The sequence below is a fragment of the Streptomyces pristinaespiralis genome (genome assembly GCF_001278075.1).
Classification (GTDB): domain Bacteria; phylum Actinomycetota; class Actinomycetes; order Streptomycetales; family Streptomycetaceae; genus Streptomyces; species Streptomyces pristinaespiralis.
Genome location: NZ_CP011340.1, coordinates 2,217,736 through 2,240,901 on the forward strand (window position 1 = coordinate 2,217,736; position 23,166 = coordinate 2,240,901).

At 70.2% G+C, this 23,166-nt stretch carries 18 protein-coding genes and 3 pseudogenes; 11 read left to right on the forward strand and 10 right to left on the reverse strand.

Annotated elements, in window-relative coordinates; translation table 11 throughout:
• Positions 1 to 51: 51 nt before the first annotated feature.
• Positions 52 to 1,011: a UDP-glucuronic acid decarboxylase family protein gene (locus tag SPRI_RS09250; protein ID WP_005310674.1), complete on the reverse strand. Its 960-nt coding sequence runs from the start codon at positions 1,009 to 1,011 to the stop codon at positions 52 to 54.
• Positions 1,012 to 1,323: 312 nt separating this feature from the next.
• Here SPRI_RS09250 and SPRI_RS09255 point away from each other — a divergent pair, with 312 nt between their 5' ends.
• Complete coding sequence (locus SPRI_RS09255) at positions 1,324 to 2,520, forward strand: zinc-dependent alcohol dehydrogenase (protein ID WP_005310675.1); 1,197 nt, start codon at positions 1,324 to 1,326, stop codon at positions 2,518 to 2,520.
• A 10-nt stretch (positions 2,521 to 2,530) separates the two neighbouring features.
• On the opposite strand, the gene gdhA is transcribed toward SPRI_RS09255, so the two are convergent.
• Positions 2,531 to 3,886, reverse strand: coding sequence for an NADP-specific glutamate dehydrogenase (gene gdhA, locus SPRI_RS09260; RefSeq protein ID WP_005310676.1), 1,356 nt, complete (start codon positions 3,884 to 3,886; stop codon positions 2,531 to 2,533).
• 289 nt (positions 3,887 to 4,175) lie between these two features.
• On the reverse strand, positions 4,176 to 5,828 hold the full coding sequence (locus SPRI_RS09265; RefSeq protein ID WP_053556846.1) for an FAD-dependent oxidoreductase: 1,653 nt from the start codon (positions 5,826 to 5,828) through the stop codon (positions 4,176 to 4,178).
• A 266-nt stretch (positions 5,829 to 6,094) separates the two neighbouring features.
• Between SPRI_RS09265 and SPRI_RS09270 the strand changes: the two genes are divergently transcribed.
• From SPRI_RS09270 to SPRI_RS09300, 7 genes are all read left to right on the forward strand, one after another.
• Positions 6,095 to 7,219 carry a SchA/CurD-like domain-containing protein gene (locus SPRI_RS09270; protein ID WP_005310678.1) on the forward strand — a complete coding sequence of 375 codons (1,125 nt, stop codon included), beginning with the start codon at positions 6,095 to 6,097 and terminating at the stop codon, positions 7,217 to 7,219.
• 76 nt (positions 7,220 to 7,295) lie between these two features.
• On the forward strand, positions 7,296 to 7,736 hold the full coding sequence (locus SPRI_RS09275) for a cupin domain-containing protein (protein ID WP_005310679.1): 441 nt from the start codon (positions 7,296 to 7,298) through the stop codon (positions 7,734 to 7,736).
• On the forward strand, positions 7,733 to 8,998 hold the full coding sequence (locus SPRI_RS09280) for a beta-ketoacyl-[acyl-carrier-protein] synthase family protein (protein ID WP_005310680.1): 1,266 nt from the start codon (positions 7,733 to 7,735) through the stop codon (positions 8,996 to 8,998). The genes SPRI_RS09275 and SPRI_RS09280 overlap by 4 nt, the downstream gene beginning before the upstream one ends.
• The gene (locus tag SPRI_RS09285; protein ID WP_107082425.1) at positions 8,998 to 10,251 is read left to right on the forward strand and encodes a ketosynthase chain-length factor; all 1,254 of its coding nucleotides are present in this window, start codon (positions 8,998 to 9,000) and stop codon (positions 10,249 to 10,251) included. The genes SPRI_RS09280 and SPRI_RS09285 overlap by 1 nt, the downstream gene beginning before the upstream one ends.
• 16 nt (positions 10,252 to 10,267) lie before the next feature.
• A complete protein-coding gene (locus SPRI_RS09290) occupies positions 10,268 to 10,525 on the forward strand; it encodes an acyl carrier protein (protein ID WP_005310684.1) in 258 nt (85 codons plus the stop codon).
• A 1-nt stretch (position 10,526) separates the two neighbouring features.
• Positions 10,527 to 11,021 carry an SRPBCC family protein gene (locus tag SPRI_RS09295; protein WP_005310686.1) on the forward strand — a complete coding sequence of 165 codons (495 nt, stop codon included), beginning with the start codon at positions 10,527 to 10,529 and terminating at the stop codon, positions 11,019 to 11,021.
• Positions 11,022 to 11,067: 46 nt separating this feature from the next.
• Entirely contained in the window at positions 11,068 to 11,391 is a 324-nt protein-coding gene (locus tag SPRI_RS09300; protein ID WP_005310688.1) for a TcmI family type II polyketide cyclase, read from the forward strand.
• Between the two features lie 114 nt (positions 11,392 to 11,505).
• Here SPRI_RS09300 and SPRI_RS09305 read toward each other — a convergent pair whose 3' ends face one another.
• The 5 genes and pseudogenes from SPRI_RS09305 to SPRI_RS39855 all read right to left on the reverse strand — a co-directional run.
• Positions 11,506 to 12,534 carry a methyltransferase gene (locus tag SPRI_RS09305; protein WP_037773544.1) on the reverse strand — a complete coding sequence of 343 codons (1,029 nt, stop codon included), beginning with the start codon at positions 12,532 to 12,534 and terminating at the stop codon, positions 11,506 to 11,508.
• Positions 12,535 to 12,586: 52 nt separating this feature from the next.
• Positions 12,587 to 13,651 (reverse strand): right-handed parallel beta-helix repeat-containing protein, encoded by a 1,065-nt coding sequence (locus SPRI_RS09310; RefSeq protein WP_005310692.1) that lies wholly within the window; start codon positions 13,649 to 13,651, stop codon positions 12,587 to 12,589.
• 91 nt (positions 13,652 to 13,742) lie between these two features.
• Complete coding sequence (locus SPRI_RS09315; RefSeq protein ID WP_037773546.1) at positions 13,743 to 14,288, reverse strand: hypothetical protein; 546 nt, start codon at positions 14,286 to 14,288, stop codon at positions 13,743 to 13,745.
• A gap of 487 nt (positions 14,289 to 14,775) precedes the next feature.
• Positions 14,776 to 15,324, reverse strand: coding sequence for an ISAs1 family transposase (locus SPRI_RS39245; protein ID WP_063805336.1), 549 nt, complete (start codon positions 15,322 to 15,324; stop codon positions 14,776 to 14,778).
• Positions 15,325 to 15,463: 139 nt separating this feature from the next.
• Positions 15,464 to 15,763: pseudogene (locus SPRI_RS39855) on the reverse strand (transposase family protein); the annotation flags it as partial.
• Between the two features lie 145 nt (positions 15,764 to 15,908).
• On the opposite strand from SPRI_RS39855, the gene SPRI_RS09325 reads away from it, so the two are divergent.
• The 3 genes and pseudogenes from SPRI_RS09325 to SPRI_RS39955 all read left to right on the forward strand — a co-directional run.
• Complete coding sequence (locus SPRI_RS09325) at positions 15,909 to 17,180, forward strand: MFS transporter (RefSeq protein ID WP_005310698.1); 1,272 nt, start codon at positions 15,909 to 15,911, stop codon at positions 17,178 to 17,180.
• Between the two features lie 264 nt (positions 17,181 to 17,444).
• Positions 17,445 to 17,714 carry a hypothetical protein gene (locus SPRI_RS39255; RefSeq protein WP_005310699.1) on the forward strand — a complete coding sequence of 90 codons (270 nt, stop codon included), beginning with the start codon at positions 17,445 to 17,447 and terminating at the stop codon, positions 17,712 to 17,714.
• Between the two features lie 278 nt (positions 17,715 to 17,992).
• Positions 17,993 to 18,306, forward strand: a pseudogene (locus SPRI_RS39955) (hypothetical protein); the annotation flags it as partial.
• Here the strand turns inward: SPRI_RS39955 and SPRI_RS38470 are convergent.
• Both SPRI_RS38470 and SPRI_RS09340 read right to left on the reverse strand, forming a co-directional pair.
• Positions 18,272 to 18,685 (reverse strand): hypothetical protein, encoded by a 414-nt coding sequence (locus tag SPRI_RS38470; protein WP_005310705.1) that lies wholly within the window; start codon positions 18,683 to 18,685, stop codon positions 18,272 to 18,274. The pseudogene SPRI_RS39955 and the gene SPRI_RS38470 sit on opposite strands and share 35 nt — an antisense overlap.
• Before the next feature lie 22 nt (positions 18,686 to 18,707).
• Positions 18,708 to 22,946: pseudogene (locus tag SPRI_RS09340) on the reverse strand (putative T7SS-secreted protein); the annotation flags it as partial.
• Positions 22,947 to 23,166: the final 220 nt, after the last annotated feature.

Consider the following 23,166-nt stretch of genomic DNA (forward strand, 5'->3'; position numbering starts at 1 on the left):
CACAGGCCTTTCGACGAGGCGCGTCCAGGTCCGGGCGGTCGTGGCGCGCCGTCAGTCCATGTGGTCGCGGAACCAGGCGATGGTGCGGCGCAGTCCCTGCTCGGCGCTCACGGACGGCTCCCACTCGAGCTTGTCGCGGGCCAGCGTGATGTCGGGGCAGCGCACGGCCGGGTCGTCCGTGGGCCGCTCGACGAAGCGGATCTCGGAGCTGGATCCGGTGAGTTCGATGATCAGACGGGCGAGGTCGAGCATGGTGATCTCGGTCGGGTTGCCGATGTTCACCGGGCCCCGCAGTCCGTGGGCGGCCGCCGCCAGGATGCCGCCCACGGTGTCGTCGACGTAGCAGAGGGACCGCGTCTGACGGCCGTCGCCGCTCACCGTCAGGGGCTCGCCGGCCAGTGCCTGGCGGACGAACGTGGGCACCGCCCGGCCGTCGTGGCCGCGCATCCTGGGGCCGTAGGTGTTGAACAGCCGCACGATGCCGGTGTCGGTGCCGTTGGCGTCCGCGTGGGCGGTGGTCAGCGCCTCACCGAAACGCTTGGCCTCGTCGTACACGCTGCGCGGGCCGACCGGGTTGACGTTGCCCCAGTAGCGCTCGTTCTGCGGATGCTGCTGGGGGTCGCCGTAGACCTCGGAGGTGGACGCCAGCATGAAGCGGGCGCCGAAGCCGTGGGCGAGGGCCAGGGCGTTACGGGTGCCGAGACTGCCCGCGTCGAGCGTGTGCAGCGGCAGCCGGAGGTAGTCGGCCGGGGAGGCCGGGGAGGCGAAGTGCAGCACCAGGTCCGCGGGCGGCTCGACGGTGAACGGCTCACTGACGCTGGCCCGCACGAACTGGAACCCTGGGCGGTCGCGCAGCGCGGATATGTTCTCCGGACGGCCGGTGCTGAAGTCGTCGACGCAGGTCACCGCGGTGCCGGAATCCAGCAGCGCCGTGCACAGGTGCGAGCCGACGAAGCCCGCGCCACCGGTGACGACGGCGTGCTTCCAGCTGCGCGAGAAGGCGGCGTTCATGGAATACCTCCGTGCGTCCCGTGCGTCCTGCCGGGTCTCCGGCCTGCGACCAGCGTCGGCCGCTCCCGGTGGCCGGGCCGCTTCACGTACTGCATTCGAGTGAGCTACGGAATGTGGTCACCGGGCGGAAAACGCTCCGCCCGGTGAATGACCGCCGTCTGGGTACTCGTCCGCGCATGACCGATCGGGCCGGGACCACGGCGCACGGCCCGCGGCCGAGGTTCTGCCCGGCGAGCTGAGGGCCGCGGCGCACCGGGGCATGACCGAACCCGGCTCCGGCGACCGGCCGCGCGAAGCGGACGAGGAGGCATGATGAAAGCTCTGACCTGGCACGGAAAGCGCGACGTACGCGTGGAGACCGTCCCTGATCCCGAGATCCGCGATTCCACCGACGTGATCGTCAAGGTGACGACGTCCGGGCTCTGCGGCTCCGACCTGCACCTGTACGAGCTGTTCGGGCCGTTCATCGATGCGGGCGACATCCTCGGGCACGAACCGATGGGCGTCGTCGAGGAAGTGGGCTCTGAGGTCACGGCCGTACGGCCGGGGGACCGTGTCGTGGTGCCCTTCAACGTCTCTTGCGGCACCTGCTTCATGTGTGCTCAGGGCCTGCAGTCCCAGTGCGAGACGACCCAGGTCAGGGAACACGGCATGGGCGCCTCACTGTTCGGCTACACCAAGCTCTACGGCCAGGTGCCCGGCGGGCAGGCGCAGTACCTGCGGGTCCCGTTCGGCAACACGCTGCCCATCAAGGTCCCCGACGGCCCGCCGGACGAGAGGTTCGTCTACCTGTCGGACGTGCTGCCCACGTCCTGGCAGGCGGTCGAGTACGCGGCGGTGCCGCCCGGTGGCTCCGTGGTGGTGCTGGGCCTCGGACCGATCGGCGACATGTGCACCCGCGTCGCGGCGCACCGGGGCGCCGGCCTGGTGATGGGCATCGACCTGGTGCCCGAACGGCTCGAGCGGGCCAGGGCGCACGGGGTGCGCACCTTCGACCTGGACGAGTACGGCGCGAAGGTCGCGGACGCGGTCCGTGACCTGACCGACGGCCGGGGTGCGGACGCCGTCATCGACGCGGTGGGCATGGAGGCCCACGGCGCGCCGGTGGCCAAGGCGGGGCAGCAGCTGACGACCCTCCTGCCCGGCGCGGTCGCCGCCCGGATGATGAAGCGCGTCGGGGTCGACAGCCTCTCCGCCCTGCACCTGGCGATCGAGCTCGTGCGCCGGGGCGGCACCGTGTCGCTCTCCGGCGTGTACGGCGGGATGGCCGACCCGATGCCGATGCTGACCATGTTCGACAAGCAGGTGCAGCTGCGGATGGGGCAGGCCAACGTGTGGCGGTGGGTGGACGACCTGCTGCCGCTCGTCACCGACGGCGATCCGCTCGGGACCGAGCGGTTCGCCACCCACCGCGTGCCGCTGGAGAAGGCTCCGGAGGCCTACGAGATGTTCCAGAAGAAGCAGGAGGGAGCCGTCAAGGTGCTCTTCGAGCCGTGGCCCGCCGGCTAGCCCCGGCCGGTCACACGAGGCCCTGGGCGAGCATCGCGTCGGCGACCCGCTCGAAGCCGGCGATGTTGGCGCCGGTCACGTAGTCGCCGGGGGCGCCGTAGCGTTCGGCGGTCTCGTGGCAGGTGCGGTGGATGTCCCGCATGATCGCCGCGAGTTCGTCCTCGACGCGGTCCGCGGACCAGCTTTCGCGGGCCGCGTTCTGGCGCATCTCCAGGGCGCTGACGGCGACTCCGCCCGCGTTGGCGGCCTTGCCCGGGCCGAAGGCCACGCCGGCCTCCTGCAGCAGGTGGACCGCTTCGGGAGTGGTGGGCATGTTGGCGCCCTCCGCGACCGCCTTGACCCCGTTGCGCACCAGCGTGACGGCGTCCTGTTCCGTCAGTTCGTTCTGGGTGGCGGAGGGGAAGGCGAGGTCGGCGGGCACGTCCCAGACCCGGCCGCCGGGCACGTAACGGGCCGAGGCGCCGCGGCGCTCCGCGTACTCGCTGACGCGCCCGCGCTCGACCTCCTTGATCTGCCGGAGCAGTTCGAGGTCGATGCCCTTCTCGTCGACGACGTAGCCGGCCGAGTCGGAGCAGGTGAGCGGGTGGGCGCCGCTGCGCAGGAGCTTCTCGATGGTGTGGACGGCGACGTTGCCGGAGCCGGAGACGACGGCGGCCTGGCCCTCGAGGTCCTCGCCGCGCAGGCTCAGCATCTCGGCCGCGAACAGCACGCTGCCGTAGCCGGTGGCCTCGGTGCGGACGGCCGAGCCGCCCCAGCCCTGTCCCTTGCCGGTGAGCACGCCGGCCTCCCAGCGGTTGGTGATGCGCCGGTACTGGCCGAAGAGGTAGCCGATCTCACGGGTGCCGACGCCGATGTCGCCCGCGGGCACGTCGGTCTGTTCACCGATGTGCCGGTGGAGTTCGGTCATGAAGGACTGGCAGAACCGCATGACCTCGGCGTCCGACCGGCCGTGCGGGTCGAAGTCGCTGCCGCCCTTGCCGCCGCCGATGCCGAGCCCGGTCAGGGCGTTCTTGAAGACCTGCTCGAAGCCGAGGAACTTCACCACGCCGAGGTTCACCGACCGGTGGAAGCGCAGGCCGCCCTTGTACGGGCCGAGGGCGCTGTTGAACTCGACCCTGAACCCGCGGTTGATGTGGACGGCGCCGCGGTCGTCCTGCCAGGGCACCCGGAAGATGATCTGCCGCTCCGGCTCGACGAGCCGCTCCACGATCCGCGCCTGCGCGTACTCGGGACGCGCGGCGAGCACGGGTGCCAGGGTGTCCAGCACCTCCCGTGCCGCCTGGTGGAACTCCGGCTGTGCCGGGTTGCGCTCCTCGAGTTCGGCGCGGAGCGAGGCCAGTCGGTCCTTCGGGGATGACAGTGCCACAGTGTGTCCCTTCTGCCCTGATATCGGGGTGACGGCCGTGCGCGGCGGCCTTCCGGGTGTCGCCGCTGCGACTGGTACGGCCGGGCACCTGCCCGCCGTTCATTTCCGCCCGGATCGACCTCCCACCGGGCCCGCCGACGCTGCCGAACCCGGCCCCCAGTGTCTCGGACGCCCTGGTTCCCGTTGTCGCGGGGGGGGCGCCGGTCGGTGGTGGCCCGGCGGAGAACGCGGGCGGGAGCGGTCCGCCCCTTGCCGGGCGGGCCGCTCCCGCTTCCGTGCGCCGCCGGCCTCAGCCGCGGCGCAGCACCGCCACCAGGGCCTCGTACAGCGCGCTCTCCGCGTCGGGTACCGCGTTCACCGCGCGCCAGGCCACGAACCCGTCCGGGCGGACCAGCACCGCGCCCTCCGGCGTGGTGCCGTGGGTCTGCGCCCAGTCGGCGCCGGCCTCCGCCACCAGATCAGCCTCCACGCCCTCACCGATGCGATAGGCGTCCAGCCCGACCGACAGGCGGTCCGCTACGAGTTGCGCCGCCATGAGCCAGTCCTTGCCGCCGGTGCCGGCCAGCAGGACGAACGACTTCTCGTAAAGGTCCAGCGTGGACAGCCTGTTGTGCTCGCCGGGCCGGTGGAGCCACATGTGCGGGGCCCGGGTGCCGGGGGCTCCGGAGAGGTCCATCCGGTCGGGAACGGGCGGCAGTTCGGGGTCTGCGCCGAGGACGGCCCCGCGCGGGTAGCGGTAGCCGAGGACGACCGGGAGCAGCCCGCCGCGCGGTCCGCCGGCCACCGCCGCCGGGGCCGGCGTGTACCCGGGGTGGCTGTGCTCGACCGACCGCGCGGAGGCGCGGGCACTGGTGGCCACCGCCACCGGCAGGCGTTCCTCCTCGTACGTGCGGAGCAGGTCCGGCCCCGCCGAGCCGTCGAGGACGGCCGCGAGCTTCCAGGCCAGGTTGTGCGCGTCCTGGATGCCGGTGTTGGAGCCGAAGGCGCCGGTCGGCGACATCTCGTGCGCGGAGTCCCCCGCCAGGAAGACCCTGCCCCGCCCGTAGTGCTCGGCGACGCGTTCGGCGGCGTGCCAGGGCGCCTTTCCGGTGATCTCGACGTCGAGGCCGGGAGCCCCCGTCGCCGCGCGGATGAGGTCGGCGCAGCGCTCGTCCGTGAAGTCCTCGAGCGACTCGCCGCGGTCGTACTGCCAGGGGGCGTGGAAGACCCAGAGCTCCTTGTTGTCCACCGGGAGCAGGGCCCCCTCCGCCTCGGGGCCGGTCAGGTAGCAGACCACGAAGCGGCGGTCGCCGACCACGTCGGCGAGCGCGCGCGAGCGGAAGCTGACGCTCACGTTGTGGAACAGGTCGCCGGGGCCGGACTGCCCGATGCCGAGCCGCTCCCGCACCGGGCTGCGCGGCCCGTCGGCGGCGATGAGATAGTCCGCGCGCACCGTGCTGTCGCGGCCGGTCACCCGGTCGCGGACGACGGCGGTGACGCCGTCGTCGTCCTGCTCGAAGGAGACCAGCTCGGTGGAGAAGCGCACGTCGCCACCCAGTTCGACGGCCGCTTCGAGCAGGACGGGCTCCAGGTCGTTCTGGCTGCACACGCACCAAGCGGCGGGGCTGAGACGGCCCGGCGCGCCGCCCTTCTCGTCGATCTGCCTGACCAGCCACTCACCCGCGTCGGGGTCGGCCAGTTCCGGGGTCTGCAGGATGCCGTGGTTGTCCGCCAGCACGGACGCCGCGGCCACGATCCGCTCCGTCACCCCGGCCGAACGGAACACCTCCATCGTGCGCAGGTTGTTCCCGCGGCCGCGCGGATGGATCGAGGTGCCCGGGTGCTTCTCGACGAGCATGTGCCCGACGCCGAGCCGCCCGAGGAAAAGGGATGCGGACAGGCCCACCAGGGAGCCACCCACGATCAGGACCGGTACGCGGTGTTGTTCGGCTTTCTCTTCCATGAGTGCTCCAGCTCCAGCCGCCGGTAGGGGTTTGGCGTTCTCCATGCCCGCGTTTCCTGCCCGCGACGGAGGGGTTCGGCTCGGCCCTTCACTCGCGTGGTGCACACATCTCGCGCCACCCGTGTTACCGACACAGGATCGAAGCCGGACCACCACATCGCGCCACAGGTGGCCAGCCGTCCGCATACGCCGGATCCGACGCTCGGATTTCCCGAGGCCCGGCGTCGTGCCGCAGGCGGCCTCACCGACAAGGAGATGCGTGGAACATGACAATGCTGTCCGAACGTGTGTCCCAGTCCGCATTCGACGGCTCCCGGCTCCGGGTCGTGCTGCTGCTTGACCTCCAGGACGGCGCCCAACAGCGCTTTCTGACGGCGTACGAGCACATGCGCAACCAGGTGGCCTCCGTGCCAGGTCATCTCAGCGACCAGCTCTGCCAGTCGATCGAGAACCCGTCGCAGTGGCTCATCACCAGCGAATGGGAGAGCGCACCCCCCTTCCTCGCCTGGGTGAACAGCGAGGAGCACGTCGAGACCGTACGGCCGCTGCACGACTGCGTGCTCGACACACGGTCCCTGCGCTTCAGCGTTCTGCGCGAGACCTCGGGCGTGCACGCGCCCCAGGCCGCCGCGCAGCACGCCGGCGGGCTCCAGCCCTCGCCCCGGGTCGGGGACGGCGTGGTCCGCCACGCCCTCACCTTCACCGTCAAGCCCGGCAGCGAGCAGACCGTGGCCAAGATCCTCTCCGGCTACACCTCGCCGGAGGCACAGGTCGACGACACCACCCGGCTCCGCCGCACCACGCTGTTCATGCACGGCAACCGCGTCGTGCGGACCGTCGAGGTGCAGGGCGACCTGCTCGCGGCGCTGCGGCACGTGGCCAGGCAGCCCGAGATCAGGGCGGTCGAGGAGGCGATCAATCCGTACCTGGAGCAGGACCGGAACCTCGACGACCCGCAGTCGGCACGGCTGTTCTTCACCCGCGCCGCCCTGCCCGCGGTCCACCACCTCGCTCCCCCGGGCGAGCAGAACGCGGAGACGGAGCGCCACGCGCTGCTCTACCCGGCCAAGCCGGGGTGCGGCATGGCCCTCGCCCGACTGCTGGCCGGTCAGGACGAGGCGGCGGCCGACAGCACCGGCTGCCCCGTCGACAGCAGCACCGTCTTCCAGCGCGACGACATCGTCGTACGACTCGTCGACGTGCGCGGACCGCTCGACGCCGACCCGTCGGCCGTCATGGGCGCACACGGCCTGCGCAAGTCCGCGGTGCTGGCGAAGCTGCTGGACACCGAGGCGCTCGGCCTCGACGAGTCGCTCTCGGACGAGAAGGCGATGACCCGTCTGCTCGAGAGCTCCCAGATGCGCCTGATCACCGACCGCCGTGCCCGCTGAACCACGCACCCGGCCGCCGGCGGCCGTGCGACACCCCGAAGTCACCGTGCCGCAAGGCCTTGTGGAGGAACCAGTCATGACCACAACCCATCGCATCGTCGACCTGAGCGAGACCCAGCCCAACCGCAGGCGCGGCGGCGACCTGCGCGCCATGCTCACCCCCACCGCGGTGGGGGCAACGAGCGGCTTCATGGGTCTGGCGCTCGTCGAGCCCGGCGACCGCATCGGCGAGCACTACCACCCGTACTCCGAGGAGTTCGTGTACGTCGTCGCCGGCGAACTCGAGGTCGACCTGGACGGCGAGCCGTTCGCCATCCGCCCCGACCAGGGCCTGCTCATCCCCCCTTATGTGCGGCACCGGTTCCGCAACGTCGGCAGCACGCAGGCCCGCATGGTCTTCCACCTCGGTCCGCTCGCGCCCCGTCCGGAACTCGGCCACGTCGACACGGAGGAGACCTCCGGGGCGGAGAGCACCGCCGCTCACCTGCCGCCCGAGCGAACGGGGTCGGTGTCGTGACCCGGCGGGTGGCGGTGACCGGCGTCGGCATCGTCGCACCCGGAGGTGTGGGCGCCCCGGCGTTCTGGGACCTGCTGTCGAGCGGCCGGACCGCGACCCGCGGGATCACGCTGTTCGACCCGACAGGGTTCCGCTCCCGTATAGCCGCCGAGGTCGACTTCGATCCGGCGGCCCACGGTCTCGGCGCAGCGGACGCCCAACGCGCCGACCGGTACGTGCAGTTCGCCCTCGTCGCCGCCCGTGAGGCCATGGCGGACGCCGGTCTCGACGCGGCGACGCTCGATCCCTGGCGGACCGCCGTGTCGATGGGTACCGCCGTCGGCGGCACCACCCGGCTCGAGCGGGACTATGTGGCGGTCAGCAGCACGGGCAGGCGCTGGGACGTGGACCACAGCGAGGCGGCGCCGCATCTCCACCGGGCGTTCTCGCCCAGCACGCTGGCCTCCGAAGTGGCCGAGCAGAACGGCGTACAGGGCCCGGTGCAGACGGTCTCCACCGGCTGCACCTCCGGCCTCGACGCGATCGGCTACGCCTTCCACGCCATCGAGGAGGGCCGCGCCGACATCTGCATCGCCGGCGCCTCCGACTCGCCGATCTCCCCGATCACGGTCGCCTGCTTCGACGCCATCAAGGCGACCTCCCCCAACAACGACGACCCGGCCCACGCGTCCCGCCCCTTCGACGCGCACCGCGACGGGTTCGTCATGGGCGAGGGCGGAGCCGTACTGATCCTCGAGGAACTCGAGCACGCCCGCGCCCGCGGTGCGCACGTGTACTGCGAGATAGGCGGTTACGCCACCTTCGGCAACGCCCACCACATGACCGGCCTCACCCGTGAGGGCCTGGAGATGGCACGGGCGATCGACGACGCGATGAACCACGCCCGGCTCGACCGGACGGACATCGACTACGTCAACGCGCACGGCTCCGGCACCCAGCAGAACGACCGGCACGAGACGGCGGCGGTCAAGCGGTCGCTCAAGGAGCACGCGTACAAGGTGCCGATGAGCTCCATCAAGTCCATGGTGGGCCACTCGCTCGGCGCGATCGGCGCGATCGAACTCGTCGCCTGCGTGCTCGCCCTGGCCAACCAGGTGGTGCCGCCCACCGCCAACTACGAGACCCCCGACCCCGAGTGCGACCTCGACTACGTGCCGCGCACCGCACGGCCCCTGAAGCTGCGCAGCGTGCTGTCGGTGGGAAGCGGCTTCGGCGGCTTCCAGTCCGCCGTCGTACTCACCCGACCAGGCGGGAGTGCATGATGAGCCCCGGCAACCGGCACACGAGGTCCGCCGTCGTCACCGGCATCGGTGTCGTCGCCCCCAACGGCGTGGGTGCGGAGACCTTCTGGAAGTCCACCGTCGAGGGCATCAGCGCCCTGGACAGCGTCACCAGGGAAGGCTGCGGGCACCTGCCCCTGCGGGTCGCGGGCGAGGTGCGCGGCTTCGACGCCGAGTCGATGGTCGAGCAGCGCTTCCTCGTCCAGACCGACCGGTTCTCCCACTTCGCGATGGCGGCGGCCGACCTGGCGCTGGCCGACGCCGGGATCAACGAGGGCGCGCACGGCGGTACGCCCTACTCGGTCGGTGTGGTCACCGCCGCCGGGTCGGGCGGCGGCGAGTTCGGCCAGCGTGAGCTGCAGCGCCTGTGGGGACAGGGACCGACCTACGTCGGCCCGTACCAGTCCATCGCCTGGTTCTACGCGGCGAGCACCGGGCAGATCTCCATCCGCGGCGGCTTCAAGGGCCCCTGCGGAGTCGTCGCCAGCGACGAGGCCGGCGGACTCGACGCCGTCGCACACGCCGCGGGCGCCGTGCGGCGGGGCACCGACACGATCATCGTCGGCGCGGCGGAGGCGCCGCTCGCCCCGTACTCGATCGTCTGCCAGCTGGGCTACCGGGAGCTGAGCACCTGCGAGGACCCGGAGCGCGCCTACCGGCCCTTCACCCCGCAGGCGTGCGGCTTCGTGCCCGGCGAGGGCGGCGCCATGCTCGTCGTCGAGGACGCGGAGGCGGCCCGCCGCCGGGGCACCCCGATCCGCGCGACGGTCGCCGGCCACGCCGCGACGTTCACCGGGGCGTCCCGGTGGGAGCAGTCGCGGGAAGGGCTGGCGCGGGCGATCGACGGCGCCCTTCAGGCCGCGGGCTGCTCGCCCGAGGAGATCGACGTCGTCTTCGCGGACGCGCTCGGCCTGCCGGAGGCCGACCGGGCCGAGGCCCTGGCGATCACGGACGCGCTGGGCGCTCACGGCTCCCGCGTGCCGGTGACCGCCCCCAAGACCGGCACCGGGCGGGCGTACTGCGGGGCGCCGCTGCTCGACACCGCGGCCGCGGTGCTCGCCCTGGAGCACGGTCTCGTACCGCCCACTCCCCATGTCCACGACGTGTGCCACGACCTGGCCCTGGTGACCGGCACCGCCCGGCCCGCCGAGCTGCGCACGGCCCTCGTGCTGAGCAGGGGACTGATGGGTTCCAACTCGGCGCTCGTGCTGCGGCGCGGCGCCGGCACCTCATGAGACGGAGAACGACGCCATGACAGAGAACCTGACCGTCGACGAACTGGCCGCCCTGATGAAGAAGGGGGCCGGGATCACCGTCGACCCCGACGAGATGGAGCAGCGGCCCGACACGCCGTTCGAGGTCTACGGCCTCGACTCGCTCGGCCTGCTCGGCATCGTGGGCGAGCTGGAGAACCGGTACGGCCGGCCCCTGCCGCCCGACGCCGACCGCTGCAAGACCCCCCGCGAATTCCTCGATCTCGTCAACACCTCCCTGATGGCAGGAGCCTGAGATGCCCGGACACACCGAGAACGAAGTCACCATCGACGCCCCCCTCGACCTCGTGTGGGACGTCACCAACGACCTCGACCACTGGCCGCAGCTGTTCAGCGAGTACGCGTCCGTGGAGGTCATGGAACGCGAGGGCAACCGGACCGTGTTCCGGCTGACCATGTACCCCGACGAGAACGGCCGGGTCTGGAGCTGGGTCTCCGAGCGCGTGGCCGACCGTTCCGCCCTCACGGTCACCGCCCGCCGCATCGAGACGGGCCCCTTCCAGTACATGAACATCCGCTGGGAGTACGAGGAGACGCCGCGCGGCGTACGGATGCGCTGGACGCAGGACTTCGCGATGAAGCCGGACGCGCCCGTCGACGACGAGTGGATGACGGCCAACATCAACCGCAACTCGCCGATCCAGATGGACCTCATCCGGAACAAGATCGAGCAGCGCGCCCGGCTCGGCCGGGACTCCAAGGACGCCGCGGCGCCCGCCAGCGCGGTCTGACCGCACCGCCCGCCCCCTGCCCATGGCATCCGAAGGGACACCCCCGATGCACCACGCCCTGATCGTCGCCCGGATGGCACCGGGTTCCGCGCCCGACATCGCCGAGGTGTTCACCGCCTCCGACAAGGGCGAACTGCCGCACCTCGTGGGAGTGAAGCGGCGCAGCCTGTTCCAGTTCGGCGACGTCTACCTGCACCTCATCGAGTCGCAGCAGCCGGCCGGCCCGGCGATCGCCAAGCTGACGGACCACCCGGAGTTCCGGGACATCAGCGACCGGCTGTCCGCGTTCGTCAGCCCGTACGACCCGAAGACCTGGCGGAGTCCGAAGGACGCCATGGCACAGCAGTTCTACTCGTGGCAGAGCGACTGACCGTCAAAGGCCGCACCGCCGTCGGCCCCGCGGGTCTCCCGCGGGGCCGACGGCGTGCCGGTCGCGGGTCTCCGCGGAGCCGGCTGCGGGCAGGTCGCCGGTCCTGGACGCTCCTCAGTCCGGGACCACGCTCTCGAACAGATGCAGATAGGCGTTGACCGGACGGACCTCGCCGACGAGCAGCCCGGCGTCCGACATCCGACTGATCATGCTCTGCCTGGTGTGCTTGGCGCCGCCGACGTTGAGGAGCAGCAGCAGGTCCATCGACGTCGTGAACTTCATCGACGGGGTGTCGTCGACCAGGTTCTCGATGACGAGCACCCGGGCGCCCGGACGGGCCGCCGCCACGATGTTGCGCAGCGTCCGGCGGGTGCTGTCGTCGTCCCACTCCAGGATGTTCTTGATGATGTACAGATCGGCGGCGACCGGCATGGCCTGCCGGCAGTCGCCGGGGACGATGTCGGTCCGGTCGGCCAGCGAACCGCCTTCGAGCAGGCGGGGGTCGGCCGCCGCGACGACACGGGGCAGGTCCAGCAGGGTGCCCCGGACGCCGGGGTGCTTCTCCAGCAGCTCCGCCAGCACATGGCCCTGGCCGCCGCCGATGTCGGCGACCGTCTTCGCCCCGCCGAGGTCGACCAGCTCGGCGACGTCCCGCGCCGACTGCTTGCTGGAGGTGGTCATGGCCCGGTTGAAGACATGGGCCGATTCGGGGGCGTCCTCGTGCAGGTGGTCGAAGAACTCCTTGCCGTAGAGGTCCTTGAAGACGCCGCCGCCCTTCCTGACCGCCTCGTCGAGCAGCGGCCAGGCGTCCCAGGTCCACGGCTCCGTGCACCACAGGGCGATGTACCGCAGGCTGTGCGGGTCGTCCTCGCGCAGCAGCCGCGACATGTGGGTGTGGACGAACCTGCCGTCCGCGTCCTCCTCGAAGATGCCGTAGCAGGCCAGGGCACGCAGCATCCGGCGCAGTGCGCCGGGCTGTGCCTTGACTTCCGCCGCGAGCTCCTCCGCGGTCGCCGGTGCGTCCCCGAGCGCGTCGGCCACGCCGAGCCGGGCGGCCGCGCGCACGGCGGCGGCGCAGGCCGCGCCGAAGACGAGTTCCCGCAACCGCATCGCGGGCACAGTGGTTTCGCTTGCAGTGGTCATGCCGCATCGGTCTTTCGTGAGTGGCCGGGGCCGGTCGGCACCGTCCGGACGGTCAGCACAGGCCCGCGGGCTCGGAGAGCCCGCACATGTTCCGGCTGAAGACGTTGCCGGTGCCGGCGGTGTCACGGTTGGCCAGGTCGGCGGCTCCGTTGCCGAGGGCGACGTTGTTCCGGACGACGTTGTCGGTGCCGGCGGCACCCACGATGCTCTTGAAGAGGACGATCCCGCCGGACATCGGGGCGGCGCCCACGTTGTCGCGGATCACGTTCCACTCCACGAGGGTGTCCTCGGTGCCGGTGAGGACGATGCCGGTGCCCTGGATCTCGGGCAGCCGCGCGGTCTTGTCGCAGTGCTTGTTGTTCCCCTGGACGCGGTTGAAGCGGACGGTCAGGGCGCCGGCCCGCGGCTTCGTCTCGTCACCGACGAGGAACGCGCCGGCGCAGTTGCCGGTGATCTCGTTGGCCTCGACGCTCAGGTTGCGCACGCGGCGGATCGTGGTGCCGATGCGGTTGTCGACCATCAGGTTGTTCGAGACGACCGTGCCCATGGTGTCGGTCGCGCCGGACTCCGCGCTGACGGTGTTGGCCACGAAGATGCCGGCGTCGCCGTTGCCGCGGACGAGGTTGCTCCGCAGCACCGACCGGGTGGAGCGCTCCTGGGCGATGCCCCAGGTCCCGTTGTTCTCCGAGGTGACGTGCCGCACCGTCAGCCGGTCGGTCCAGGCGGCCCAGAGGCCGTTCTTGGCGTATCCGCTGAGGGTGAGGGAGCGGACCTGCACTCCCTCGACGGGCTGCTTCTCGGTGCCGATGACACAGATGCCGTTGCCCGCCCCGGCGCAGGTGTCGGCGGCGGCCGCGGTCTTCGACGGCTTGAGGACCGTCGCGCTGCCCTCGCCCCGCAGGGTCAGGCCGGACTTGGTGATCCGGACGCTCTCCGTGTAGGTGCCGGCCGCGATGTCGATGGTGTCACCCGGCTGTGCGGCGTCCACCGCGGCCTGGATCGACTCGCCGGGTTGGACCTGGTGGCTGACGGCGGCACTGGCGGGAGCCGCCGCGCCGAGGCCGGACGCGACGAGCAGAGCCGCGCATCCGAGCATGGTCGTTTGTCGCTTTGTCATAAACCGAAGCTATGCGCATTTGCGACGAAATCGACACAAACCACGCCTGGGCGGGCTTGTGTCGCCCCACCCAGACGCGGCCGGAGAGTGATCAGGCCTCTTCGAAATAGGCGTCGAGGACCGCGTCGAGCTCCTCGGTCCACTCCTTCAGGCGCCCCCTGGCCGGGGCCTCGACGTCCGCGTTGAACCAGCGGTTGGCCGCGACGTGGACGGTGACCGTGAACCGGCGCCCGAACCGCGCGGGCCGCACCTCGACCGCGCCGATCTCGTCCCAGCGGAAGTCCGCCTCCTGGTCGTCCAGGGTGAAGCGGATGCCGGAGCTGTCGGCGGCGATCGAACCACGGCGGTCACGCACCTCGAAGGCGGGGCCGTCGATTGCGGGGTCGTCGGAGTCGTCCGTCGCCTCGTCCGTGGGCTCGTCGTCGCCGTCGGTCGTGCCGGCGGTGGCGTCCGTCTCGGCGTCGTCGGCCTCGTCCGGCGCGTCGTCCGGCCCGGCCCCGGCGTCGGGCCCCGTGGCTGTGCTCTCCTCCTCCCTCTCTTTTACGGCGGGCGCCGGCCCCGAGAGGACGGGGACGAATGCCGGATCCGTCCCCACGGCGATATCGAGCTTCGTCTTCGGATCTATCTGCTGGTCCACGGCGGGCAGTATGGACGACGAAGCTGTACGAGACCAATGTGGTCCGCCGATCGGCTTCCTCCGGCCTCATTCGGTCTTGCCGGGGCCAACGCGGTTGCGGACGCACCGGCGGGCGGCGGGCGCGTCGACAAGCACCAGGCTGCGGCCGTGGTCCGCGTAGGGGGCGGCGGTGAAATCCTGCTGCCGACAAAGACGGTTCCGCCGCCTTCGAGGACCAGGGAATCGAGCATGGCCGCCACCTCTCCGCAGGCTCGGCACTCCGACGCCTGCAGAACTACGTCCGCCTTGATACACCCTGCTTGGCGGATTGCCCGGGTGGTTTCGGCGATGTTGTCGGCTCCGAGGGCCTTCAGGGAGCCGATGGCCAGGGTGCGGAAGGTGGCCATCGCCCGAGGTGCGGTCCCGGTGTAGATGGTGGAGGCGTCCTCCGCGAACGTGACATCGCGGATGTGGTGGCTGGAGTTTTCCACTCCCCAGTGCCCTCGGATCACGGTGGCCAGATCGGCCGGGTGGCCTGGTGGGCGTCGAGGCTGGTGACGGCGTAGACGCTCTCGCGGCTCTCGCGTTTGCCGGTGGGTTGGCAGCGGCGGTGGACGCGGATGGCCAGGCGGGCGTGGGGGTAGGCGATCCCGCCGAGCTCGTCTGGGATGGCGCAGGTCTTGATCGAGCTGGACTCGCGTCTGCCGTGGCCGACCTCGGAGGCGGCGTGCTGGACGGGGATGTCGCGCCACGGCAGGGTGGCGAGTTGGTGGTGTGCGGTCGGCTGGTTCGTCTTGATCACGGCGATGTAGTGGGCCTTTTTGGCCTCGACCAGCCAGGAGATGTTCGCCTTGACCGAGTGCAGCGCGTCGAAGGTGACCACGGCGTCGGCCAGATCCAGCGGTGCCAGCAGCGGCTTGAAGTGGGTGGTCTCGTTCGTCTTCGCGCCGACCTCGACCCGGGCGAGGGTCACGACGCGGCCGTGGGTGACCGCCGAGAGCAGATGGCGGCGGGGTGAGGTCAGTCGGGCGGAGGCTTTGAGCGCCTTGCCGTCCACGGCGATAGCCCGCCGCGGTCCGGCCGTCGCGGACGTCCCGGCGTCGCCCGCGGTGGTGGCCGCGGTGTCGGTCGGCGAGGTAGGCCCCCACGGCCTGGTCCAGTTGGCCGCCGTCGAGGTGGTGCAGGACGCGGCCGATCGTTGCCGGCGATGGGCAGCGCCGCCAGACGAGCAGGTGCCGGCGGATGCCGATGGCCGCGAGCTGTCCGGCCTGGGCGCGGGCGCCCCAGTCGGCGAACTCGTCGATGCTCCTGGCGCCGGAAACGGCCGCGCAGGCGCACACCAGCAAGATCGCGGCCAGCGGGTACCACCGGCCCCGCCGCGACCGCGGGTCGACACCGACTCGAGGTACGGACGCAGGTCGGCGATCCGGTCCGCATCCAGCGGACCCAGCTTCGCGAGCACGACAGGGACGGGGGGAAGATGCAACAGCAGGCACAGGACAGTCTCGTGATCATCGGGCGTAAGACGCCACAATGATCACGAACCCCGTGCCTGCACTGCTACCCACCCAACACCCCACCCATCCAGAGAACTTGAAGCCGCCCTGTAATGATCACCGGAGTCACCAGGGAGCCCGCAGCATGACCGGCACCACGGAGGCCCTTAGCGGGTCGGCTGCAGTCGACAATGCAGCACGAAGTGTCACGCGCCCGTTTTACGTATACGCCGTGCTCACCAACACGCTATTCCAGCGCGGCGTATTCGTCCTCTTCCTTCAGCAGCGAGGCTTCTCCGCCGAGCAAGTGGCCCTACTGCAGACACTGCTCTACCTGGTCAGCGGATTTGCGGAGTTGCCGACGGGAGTCATCGCCGACCGAATCGGCAGGCGTGCCAGCATCGTGATCGGCCAGATGCTGATAGCTGGATGTCTGCTCGGTCAGGTGGCGTTCTCCAACTACTGGGTGTTCCTGGCGCTGTTCATTGGGCAGGGCGTGGGCATGGCGTGTGTGTCCGGTTCGGACACCGCCCTGCTGTACGACCTGCTCGTGCGTCGTGGTGCAACGGCCAGCTACGTCAGGATCAAGTCCCGGTTCACCATGCTCGGGACGGTCACCTCGGGAGCCGCCATCGTCCTTGGCGGCCAACTGCAGCAGATTTCCTGGGGAGTCGTCTACGTCGGTTCGGCGGCGTGCCTCGCCCTAGCCGTGGTGGTGCTGATGTCACGGGTGCCCGAGATCCGCGGCGCGGACGCGGCGGACGAACAGGACGGAGCCGAGGAGGAGCACGGCGACGCCACAGCATGGCGGGCGATGCTTCAGGTCGCCACGCCGGCGCTCGTGACGCTCGTCGTGGTGTACGGATTGATGCATGCGACTTTGACGCCGTACATCATTTTTACGCAGAAGACCCTCTCCGATCAGGGAGCGGGCACCGCATTGGTCAGCGTGGTCATATCGGCGGGATTCTTCGCTGGCGGGCTCACTCCGCTGCTGTCGGACCGCGCGGACCGGCGCATCGGGTATCGGGTCATAGTCCCGGTGTCTCTCCTGACGCTCGCCGCGGCACTCGGCCTGAGCGGCCTCGGCCTTGTCTGGGTCACCATCGCCGCGTTCCTGGCCCTGGTCGGGATTCCCGAGATCACCGCCGTGATCGTGGACAACGTGTTCAACGAGGCCGTGCCGTCGCGCCACCGGGCGAGCCTGCTGTCGATGATCGCATTCGTGGAGTCGGCGCTCATCGGCATCGGCTATCTCGTCCTCGGCGCGCTCATGGACGGGCTGGGCTCCAGTGTGGGCATGGCCGCCTACGCCGCGGTCCCGCTGCTGGCATGTCTCCTGTGGCTACCGGTGCTCTTCCGAGGGGCACGGGTGACCACCGAAATCGAGAAGCCCGCCGACCAAAAGGCATCCTGAAACAGACCATCTCGAGCAACGCCCTGCCCGATGGCAGGGGCGTTGCTCGTTGACATGTCGCTCCCAGTCGGCGACGGAGCTGTCATCGCGACGATCAGCGCCAAACGGGATGGGAAGAAGCGCGCCACTGGGGCAGATGTTCAGCCTGGATCCACCGCGTAACGGTCGGCCTGTGGACGGCGAAATGAGAAGAGGTACCCGCTGACCCGCGAGAATGGGAGTTCCTACGCTTCCATCCGCCGCTCGCAGCAAGGCACCTCGTAAGTGAAAGTCTCCCACAGGCCCGCGGAGCTGTTCGCCGTGTTCGATAACCCCGACCTGATCGCGCATGCCGAGCTTATCCCCACGATCCAGCTGGCCGAGCGGTGCGCCCTGCCTCGGGCGATGGCCACCTTCCGCAGCCTGGCCATCGGCCCCCTGAAGCCCCTCGGAGCCGACAACATCGCCAAAACCACCCGGGCAATCCGCAACGAACCTGAACGCGCACTCGCCATCTTGGGCATCACCAACAACCCGGGCACCCAGGGAACTTGATCAGGCCCTGACTCGTAGTGCCAGGTGTCCGGCTTGCGGAAAGGGGTGTTTTCTGGCGGAGGGTGATGCGGCCGAGCGCGTCGTGTTCGTAGCGCACGGTACCCGCGCCGGCGATCCGAGTGCCTTGATAGGCGCGTGTGCCCGTCACGGCGGGGACGGGTGGGGTGGCCGGCCGGGAGGCCTCTGTCTGGTTTCCGGCGTCGTAGTAGGCGTACTGCTCCGTCCGGCCCCTCGCAGGGACGGCCGTGACGCAGCCGGTCGAGTCCATGTCGACACGGCGGGGCGTCATGCTCCTGGCCGATGAGCCGAACATCCGCGAGACGATCGCCTTCCCGCTCAACGGCAACGCCCGGGCCTGCTGATGGGGGCTCCGACGGAGCTGGAAGAGGCCCGCCTGCGCGAGCTGAACATCCAGCTGCGCAAGCGGGTGGAGAAGACCCTGGAGAAGCCGATCGACGGCCGCCCGATCACGGAGGCGGTCCACCGGACCTCACCGGCGTTTCACCCGCCCGCGCGAACGGGCGGGCGGTGGGCCCTGGATCCGCGGCAGCAACAGCTCAGTCCCCGTGCGGGTCCTCTTGCACGGCGGTGAGCTCACCCAGGGTCCGCATGATCGCGTCGAGGTCGCTCAAGGCCTGCGCGCAGAAACCCTGATCCCGGGTCGCCGCCTCGACGCGTTCGTCGAAGGCCGGTGAGGCTGCCGGGTTCGCACCGTTTCCCAGGATGCGTGCCGGTGCGAGAAGCCAGTTCCGCCGGGATGTGTCCACGCGCCAGTCCACTTGAGTCGGTGTCGTTCGGACGGCGTCTTCGATGGTCTGGAGCTTCTCGCCGCTCGGCTCGGCGAACCGCCAGCCGACATAGGGAACTTGAAGGTGACCGCGGTCCGGGTGAGACCCCGCGCTGAGCTTGAGCCACTCCAAGGCCCCCAGACGTCTGAGGGTCTCGCCCGCCACACGGAAACGTGTCGACATGGGTCCGATGCCTTTCTTCTCGTCACCAAAGGGGGCCGTCGTAACCCCCGTTACCGACGATCAATTTCTTATCGGGGTTATTCAGTCGAATCGCACGTTCATAGTCCCCGTAGGGAATAGGATCGTTGCTCATCGCCGGATCATATACGTACTTTCCGTCCGTATACACATCATGGTATCGGTACTCCGTCACTTGTGAACCCATATTCTCGGGGATATGAATGTCGCCGCCTTCCCGGAGGGTGAAGTTGACGATCTTCCCGTTGCCGCTAGAGCCCTCGAGTACTCGTTCCGCGATTTCCGAACAATCGATGTTTCCGCCGCGTGGGGCCGACCTCATGGCGTCTACGGCGGCCTGGTCGGGCGGAAAATCAGGGTTGGGCTGCCGGAAGTCGTATTTTCCGCGCTCTTCCGGGCACGGAGAAAGCCCGAGCGGGTCGCTCCACCTATGCGGGTTGTGGACGTATGTCGCCGGGTTCGGGGCCGGGGCGAGGCCCAGCGGGTCCGGGGTGAGGTAGCGGGCCGATTCCGGGTCGTAGTAGCGGAAGTAGTTGTAGTGGAGGCCCGACTCCGGGTCGAAGTACTGGCCCGGGAAGCGGAGCGGGGTGTATGCCGTGGCGTCGCGGGTCCATGTGGTGGTGCCCCAAAGGGTGGTGCGGGTCCGCCAGGCAAACTCGCCCGACTCGTCGACGAGTTCCGTCGGGGTGCCGATCAGGTCCGTCACGATGGCGAAGAAGCGGTCGTCGGTGGTGTCGGCCCGGCGTTCCGTCTGGGTCAGGGGGCGTAGGCCCGCGTGGTCCCAGGTGAGGGTGATCTCCCCCGCCGTCTGTTCGCAGAGGGTCGTGCCGTCCCAGGTGAAGTGGACGGTTTCCAGCGGGGATTGCTTCAATATTCGGCGGCCCAGGGGGTCGTACGCGTACCGCCAGACCGTGCCATCCGGGGTAGTGACGGAGCTCAGGCGGTCCTCGGCGTCCCAGGTGTAGCGCCAGGTGTCCGGCTTCCGAGAGAGGCGAGTTCGTTGGCGGAGTGTGACGCGGCCCTGGGCATCGTGTTCGTAGCGGAGCGCGCCCGCGTGGGTGATGCGGGTGCCCTGGTACGTCCGCGGACCCGTTGCATCGTGGGACGGATGGGTCGACGGCCAGGACGCCTCCGTCTGGTTTCCCGCCCCGTCGTACGCGTACCGCTCGCTCCAGCCGTTCGCGTGGACGGCCGAGACGCGGCCCGCCGCATCCAGGTCGAAGCGGCGAGGGCCGGAGAGTTCGTCGGTGAGGGAGACGAGGTTGCCGTCGGGGCGGTAGGCGTAGGCACGGTGCTGGAGGTGGTGGCCCCGGCCGCCGGTGACCTCCTGGGCGGTAAGACGGCCCATCACATCGAACACCGAGGTCAGGGACGCGAAGTCGCCGACTGTACGGGACGTTTCGCGGCCCGTTGCGTCGTATCCGAACGCGAGTGTGCGGCCTGAGGTGGTGAGTTCCGTTCTGCGGCCGGACACGTCGCACGACCATGAGCTCACTGCCCCGCCCGGAGTGGTCCGGCCCGTTCGGCGACCCGCCTTGTCGTGGGTAAAGGAGAGCCTGCGGCCGTTCACCGTCTCCGACTTGAGGCGGCCGAAGCGGTCCCGGATACGGACAAGGGTCGCGTCCGGGCCGGTCGCCGCCGCCAGCTGGTCGAAGATGTCGTACTCGTAGGTGCTGACCGCCCCCTCGGCGTCCTTGCGGACGATCCGACCGAGGGTGTCGCGGTTGAACCGGATCGTCTGCCCGAGGCCGTTCGCCCGGGAGACCAGACGGCCCGCCGCGTCATAGTCGTAGCTCAGCGCCCGGCCGTCGAAGTCCGTCTCCGTGACCAGTCGGCCCGTCGCGTCGTAGGCGTAGTCCCACGTCAGCCCCTGCGGGTTGGTCACCCGCGCCAGCCGCAGGCTGGTGTCATGCGAGAACTCGTAGCGGACCCCGTCCGGGCTGGTGCGGGACGTCAGCAGGTCGAAGTCGGTGTACGTGAACTGGGTCGTGCCGCCCATCACGTCCGTGTGGCTGAGGCAGTTGCCCTCTCCGTCGTACGTCCACGATTCCACCGTGCCGTCGGGTGCCGTCCGGCGGGACGGCCGGCCCTCGACCGTCCACTCCATCCGGGTCTCCGCGCCGAGAGCATCGGTGATCCGGACCAGACGGCCGAAGGCGTCGCGCTCGAAGCGGGTCGTGGCGCCCAGCGGATCGGTGACCTCGACGGGGAGGCCCCGGCGGTCCAGGACCAGCCGGGTGGTGGCGCCGAGCGGGTCCGTCACCGAGGTGAGCCGGCCGGCTGTGTCGTACGCGAAGTTTGCCGTCGCGCCCGAGGGGTCGGTCATCGACGTGCGGTTGCCGCGCTCGTCGAAGATCTGGCGCGTGACGTTGCCGTCCGTGCCGACGATGCGTATCGGCAGGCCATTGTCGTCGTACTCGGCCCGCGCCTGCCGTCCGTCGGGGCGCTCCAGCACCGTCATGCGGCCGTGCTCGTCATAGGTGGAGCGGCTGACGTGGCCGAGGGGGTCGGTGCGGGACAGGAGGCGGTTGTAGCGGTCGTATGCGTAGCGGGTGACCGCGCCGAGTGCGTCGATCTCGGCGACGACCTGGGCACGGTCGTTGATCACGAAGCGTTTGGTGTGGCCGAGGCCGTCGGTGATGGAGGTCGTCCGCAGGCCGGTTTCCGGGTCCGTGTCGTCCCACGTGAAATGGGATTCCATGTGGCCGTTGGAGCCGGTCTGGTAGGTGCAGCGGTCCTTCTCGTCGTAGACGTAGTCGTAGTGGCTGCCGTTGGTGTCGGTCCACGAGGTGATGCGGCCCTGTTCGTCGCAGCCGAAGCGCAGGGGGCGGCCGCAGGAGTTGGTGACGTCGGTGAGGTGACCGTCGGTGTAGCCGTAGCGGAGGATCTCCTGATCGCTGCCGTCGGGGGCGGCGCCCGCGAGGTGAAGGGCCGTGACCCGCCCGTCCGCGGTGGTGAGCTTCAGGTGGTAGCCACCGTGGTGGACGATCGACGTCGGAGCGCCGGATTCGTCGTGCTCGAAGGTGATCCAGCGACCGTTGCGGTCGTCGATCTGCGCCAACAGGGCGAGTTCGGCGGTGTGGTCGGTGAAGTGCCAGACCTGGCCGGTTTCGGGGTCGGTGATCGTGTAGCCGTCGTCGACCCGGTCGATTGGCCAGCGCCGTCCGTGCGTGGGCAGGACGGGGACACCCGGCGCGGGGTGCGGATAGGCCAGCAGGCTGCCCTCGGCACAGCTGAACACCACGCCTTCGGAGTCGATCTCCAGGCGTTGGTCGACCGTGCTCGACCAGGTCGGGCCGAACCAGCGGCCTGACCGGTGTGAGGAGTCATGCGTGCGTTGGAACACCAGTGGCAGTGAGCCCGGCAGGACGATGTCGGTCTGCGGCAGGAGCATGCGGCCGGTCGCGATGTCGACGGGATCTCCGTCGCACTTGGTGTCGCTGCACTTCTTGCCGCCGCTGTCGGGGTCACGGTCGTGGTCGCCTCGGGTGCTGCCCGGCTTGTTGGCGTCGGGCAGGTGTTTGCCGGCGGTGACCAGGCCCTTGACCGCTCCGGCGCCTTTGGTGCCGAGGATTTCGGGGATGAGGCGGCCGATGAATTCGGACGGGTCGCCCTTGGCGGCGTCCCAGGCGTTCTTCAGGGCGCGGTCGGGGTTGGCGACGGTGGAGGCGATACCGGCGAGCGTGGTGTTGACGCCCTTGTAGTACTCGGCCGGGTGGGTCAGGTTGTACATGTCGAGCGGGTTGACCGAGCGGACGAAGTTGACGATGCCCGCTGTTCCCTTGACCACGCCGCCGGCCAGGTGCATGGATTCCACGCCCATGCCCAGGGCGTAGTCGGTGAACTCGGCCTTGAGTTTGTCCCGGCCGGTGGGCTCCTTCGGCGCGTGTGCCATCGCCGCCGTCACCGCACTCTTCGCGCTCTCCGCGGCCTCGTTGCGGGCCTTGCGGGCGTCGGCGAGGATCTCCTGGGCCCGGGCCCGCTTGGCCTTGCCCGGGTCGGAGAACTCACCCGGGTCCGGCAGCGGGTTGTCCCCGTTGCGGGCCGCGTTGTAGGCCTCGACCTTCTTGTTGTACGCCTCGGCCGCCTTCTTGGAGTCGCTCTCACCCTCCCTGTAGAGGGCGATCGCCTCCTTCGCCTTGCCCTGCGCACTGGTGACCGCCTTGGAGTAGGTTTCCAAAGCCTTGGCCGCGTCCTCGCACGCGTCCGCCGCGCGCAGCCAGTCCGTGGGCAGCGGCTCGAACTTCTGAAATCCGCCGTCCACAAACTCCCCTGCGCATCGAACGGCACCAACACCGCCGCACGCCGGAACTCCCCCAGCAAACGCGCAAACCCACGCCGACCCGCCACCACCTCATCCACCACCGGCACAGCGGGAACCGCCACCGGCCGCTCGGCAGGCACGGCGACCGACGCTGGCACCGGCCCCTCTGCCTGCTCGACCAGTTCCCCCTGGTCGGTCG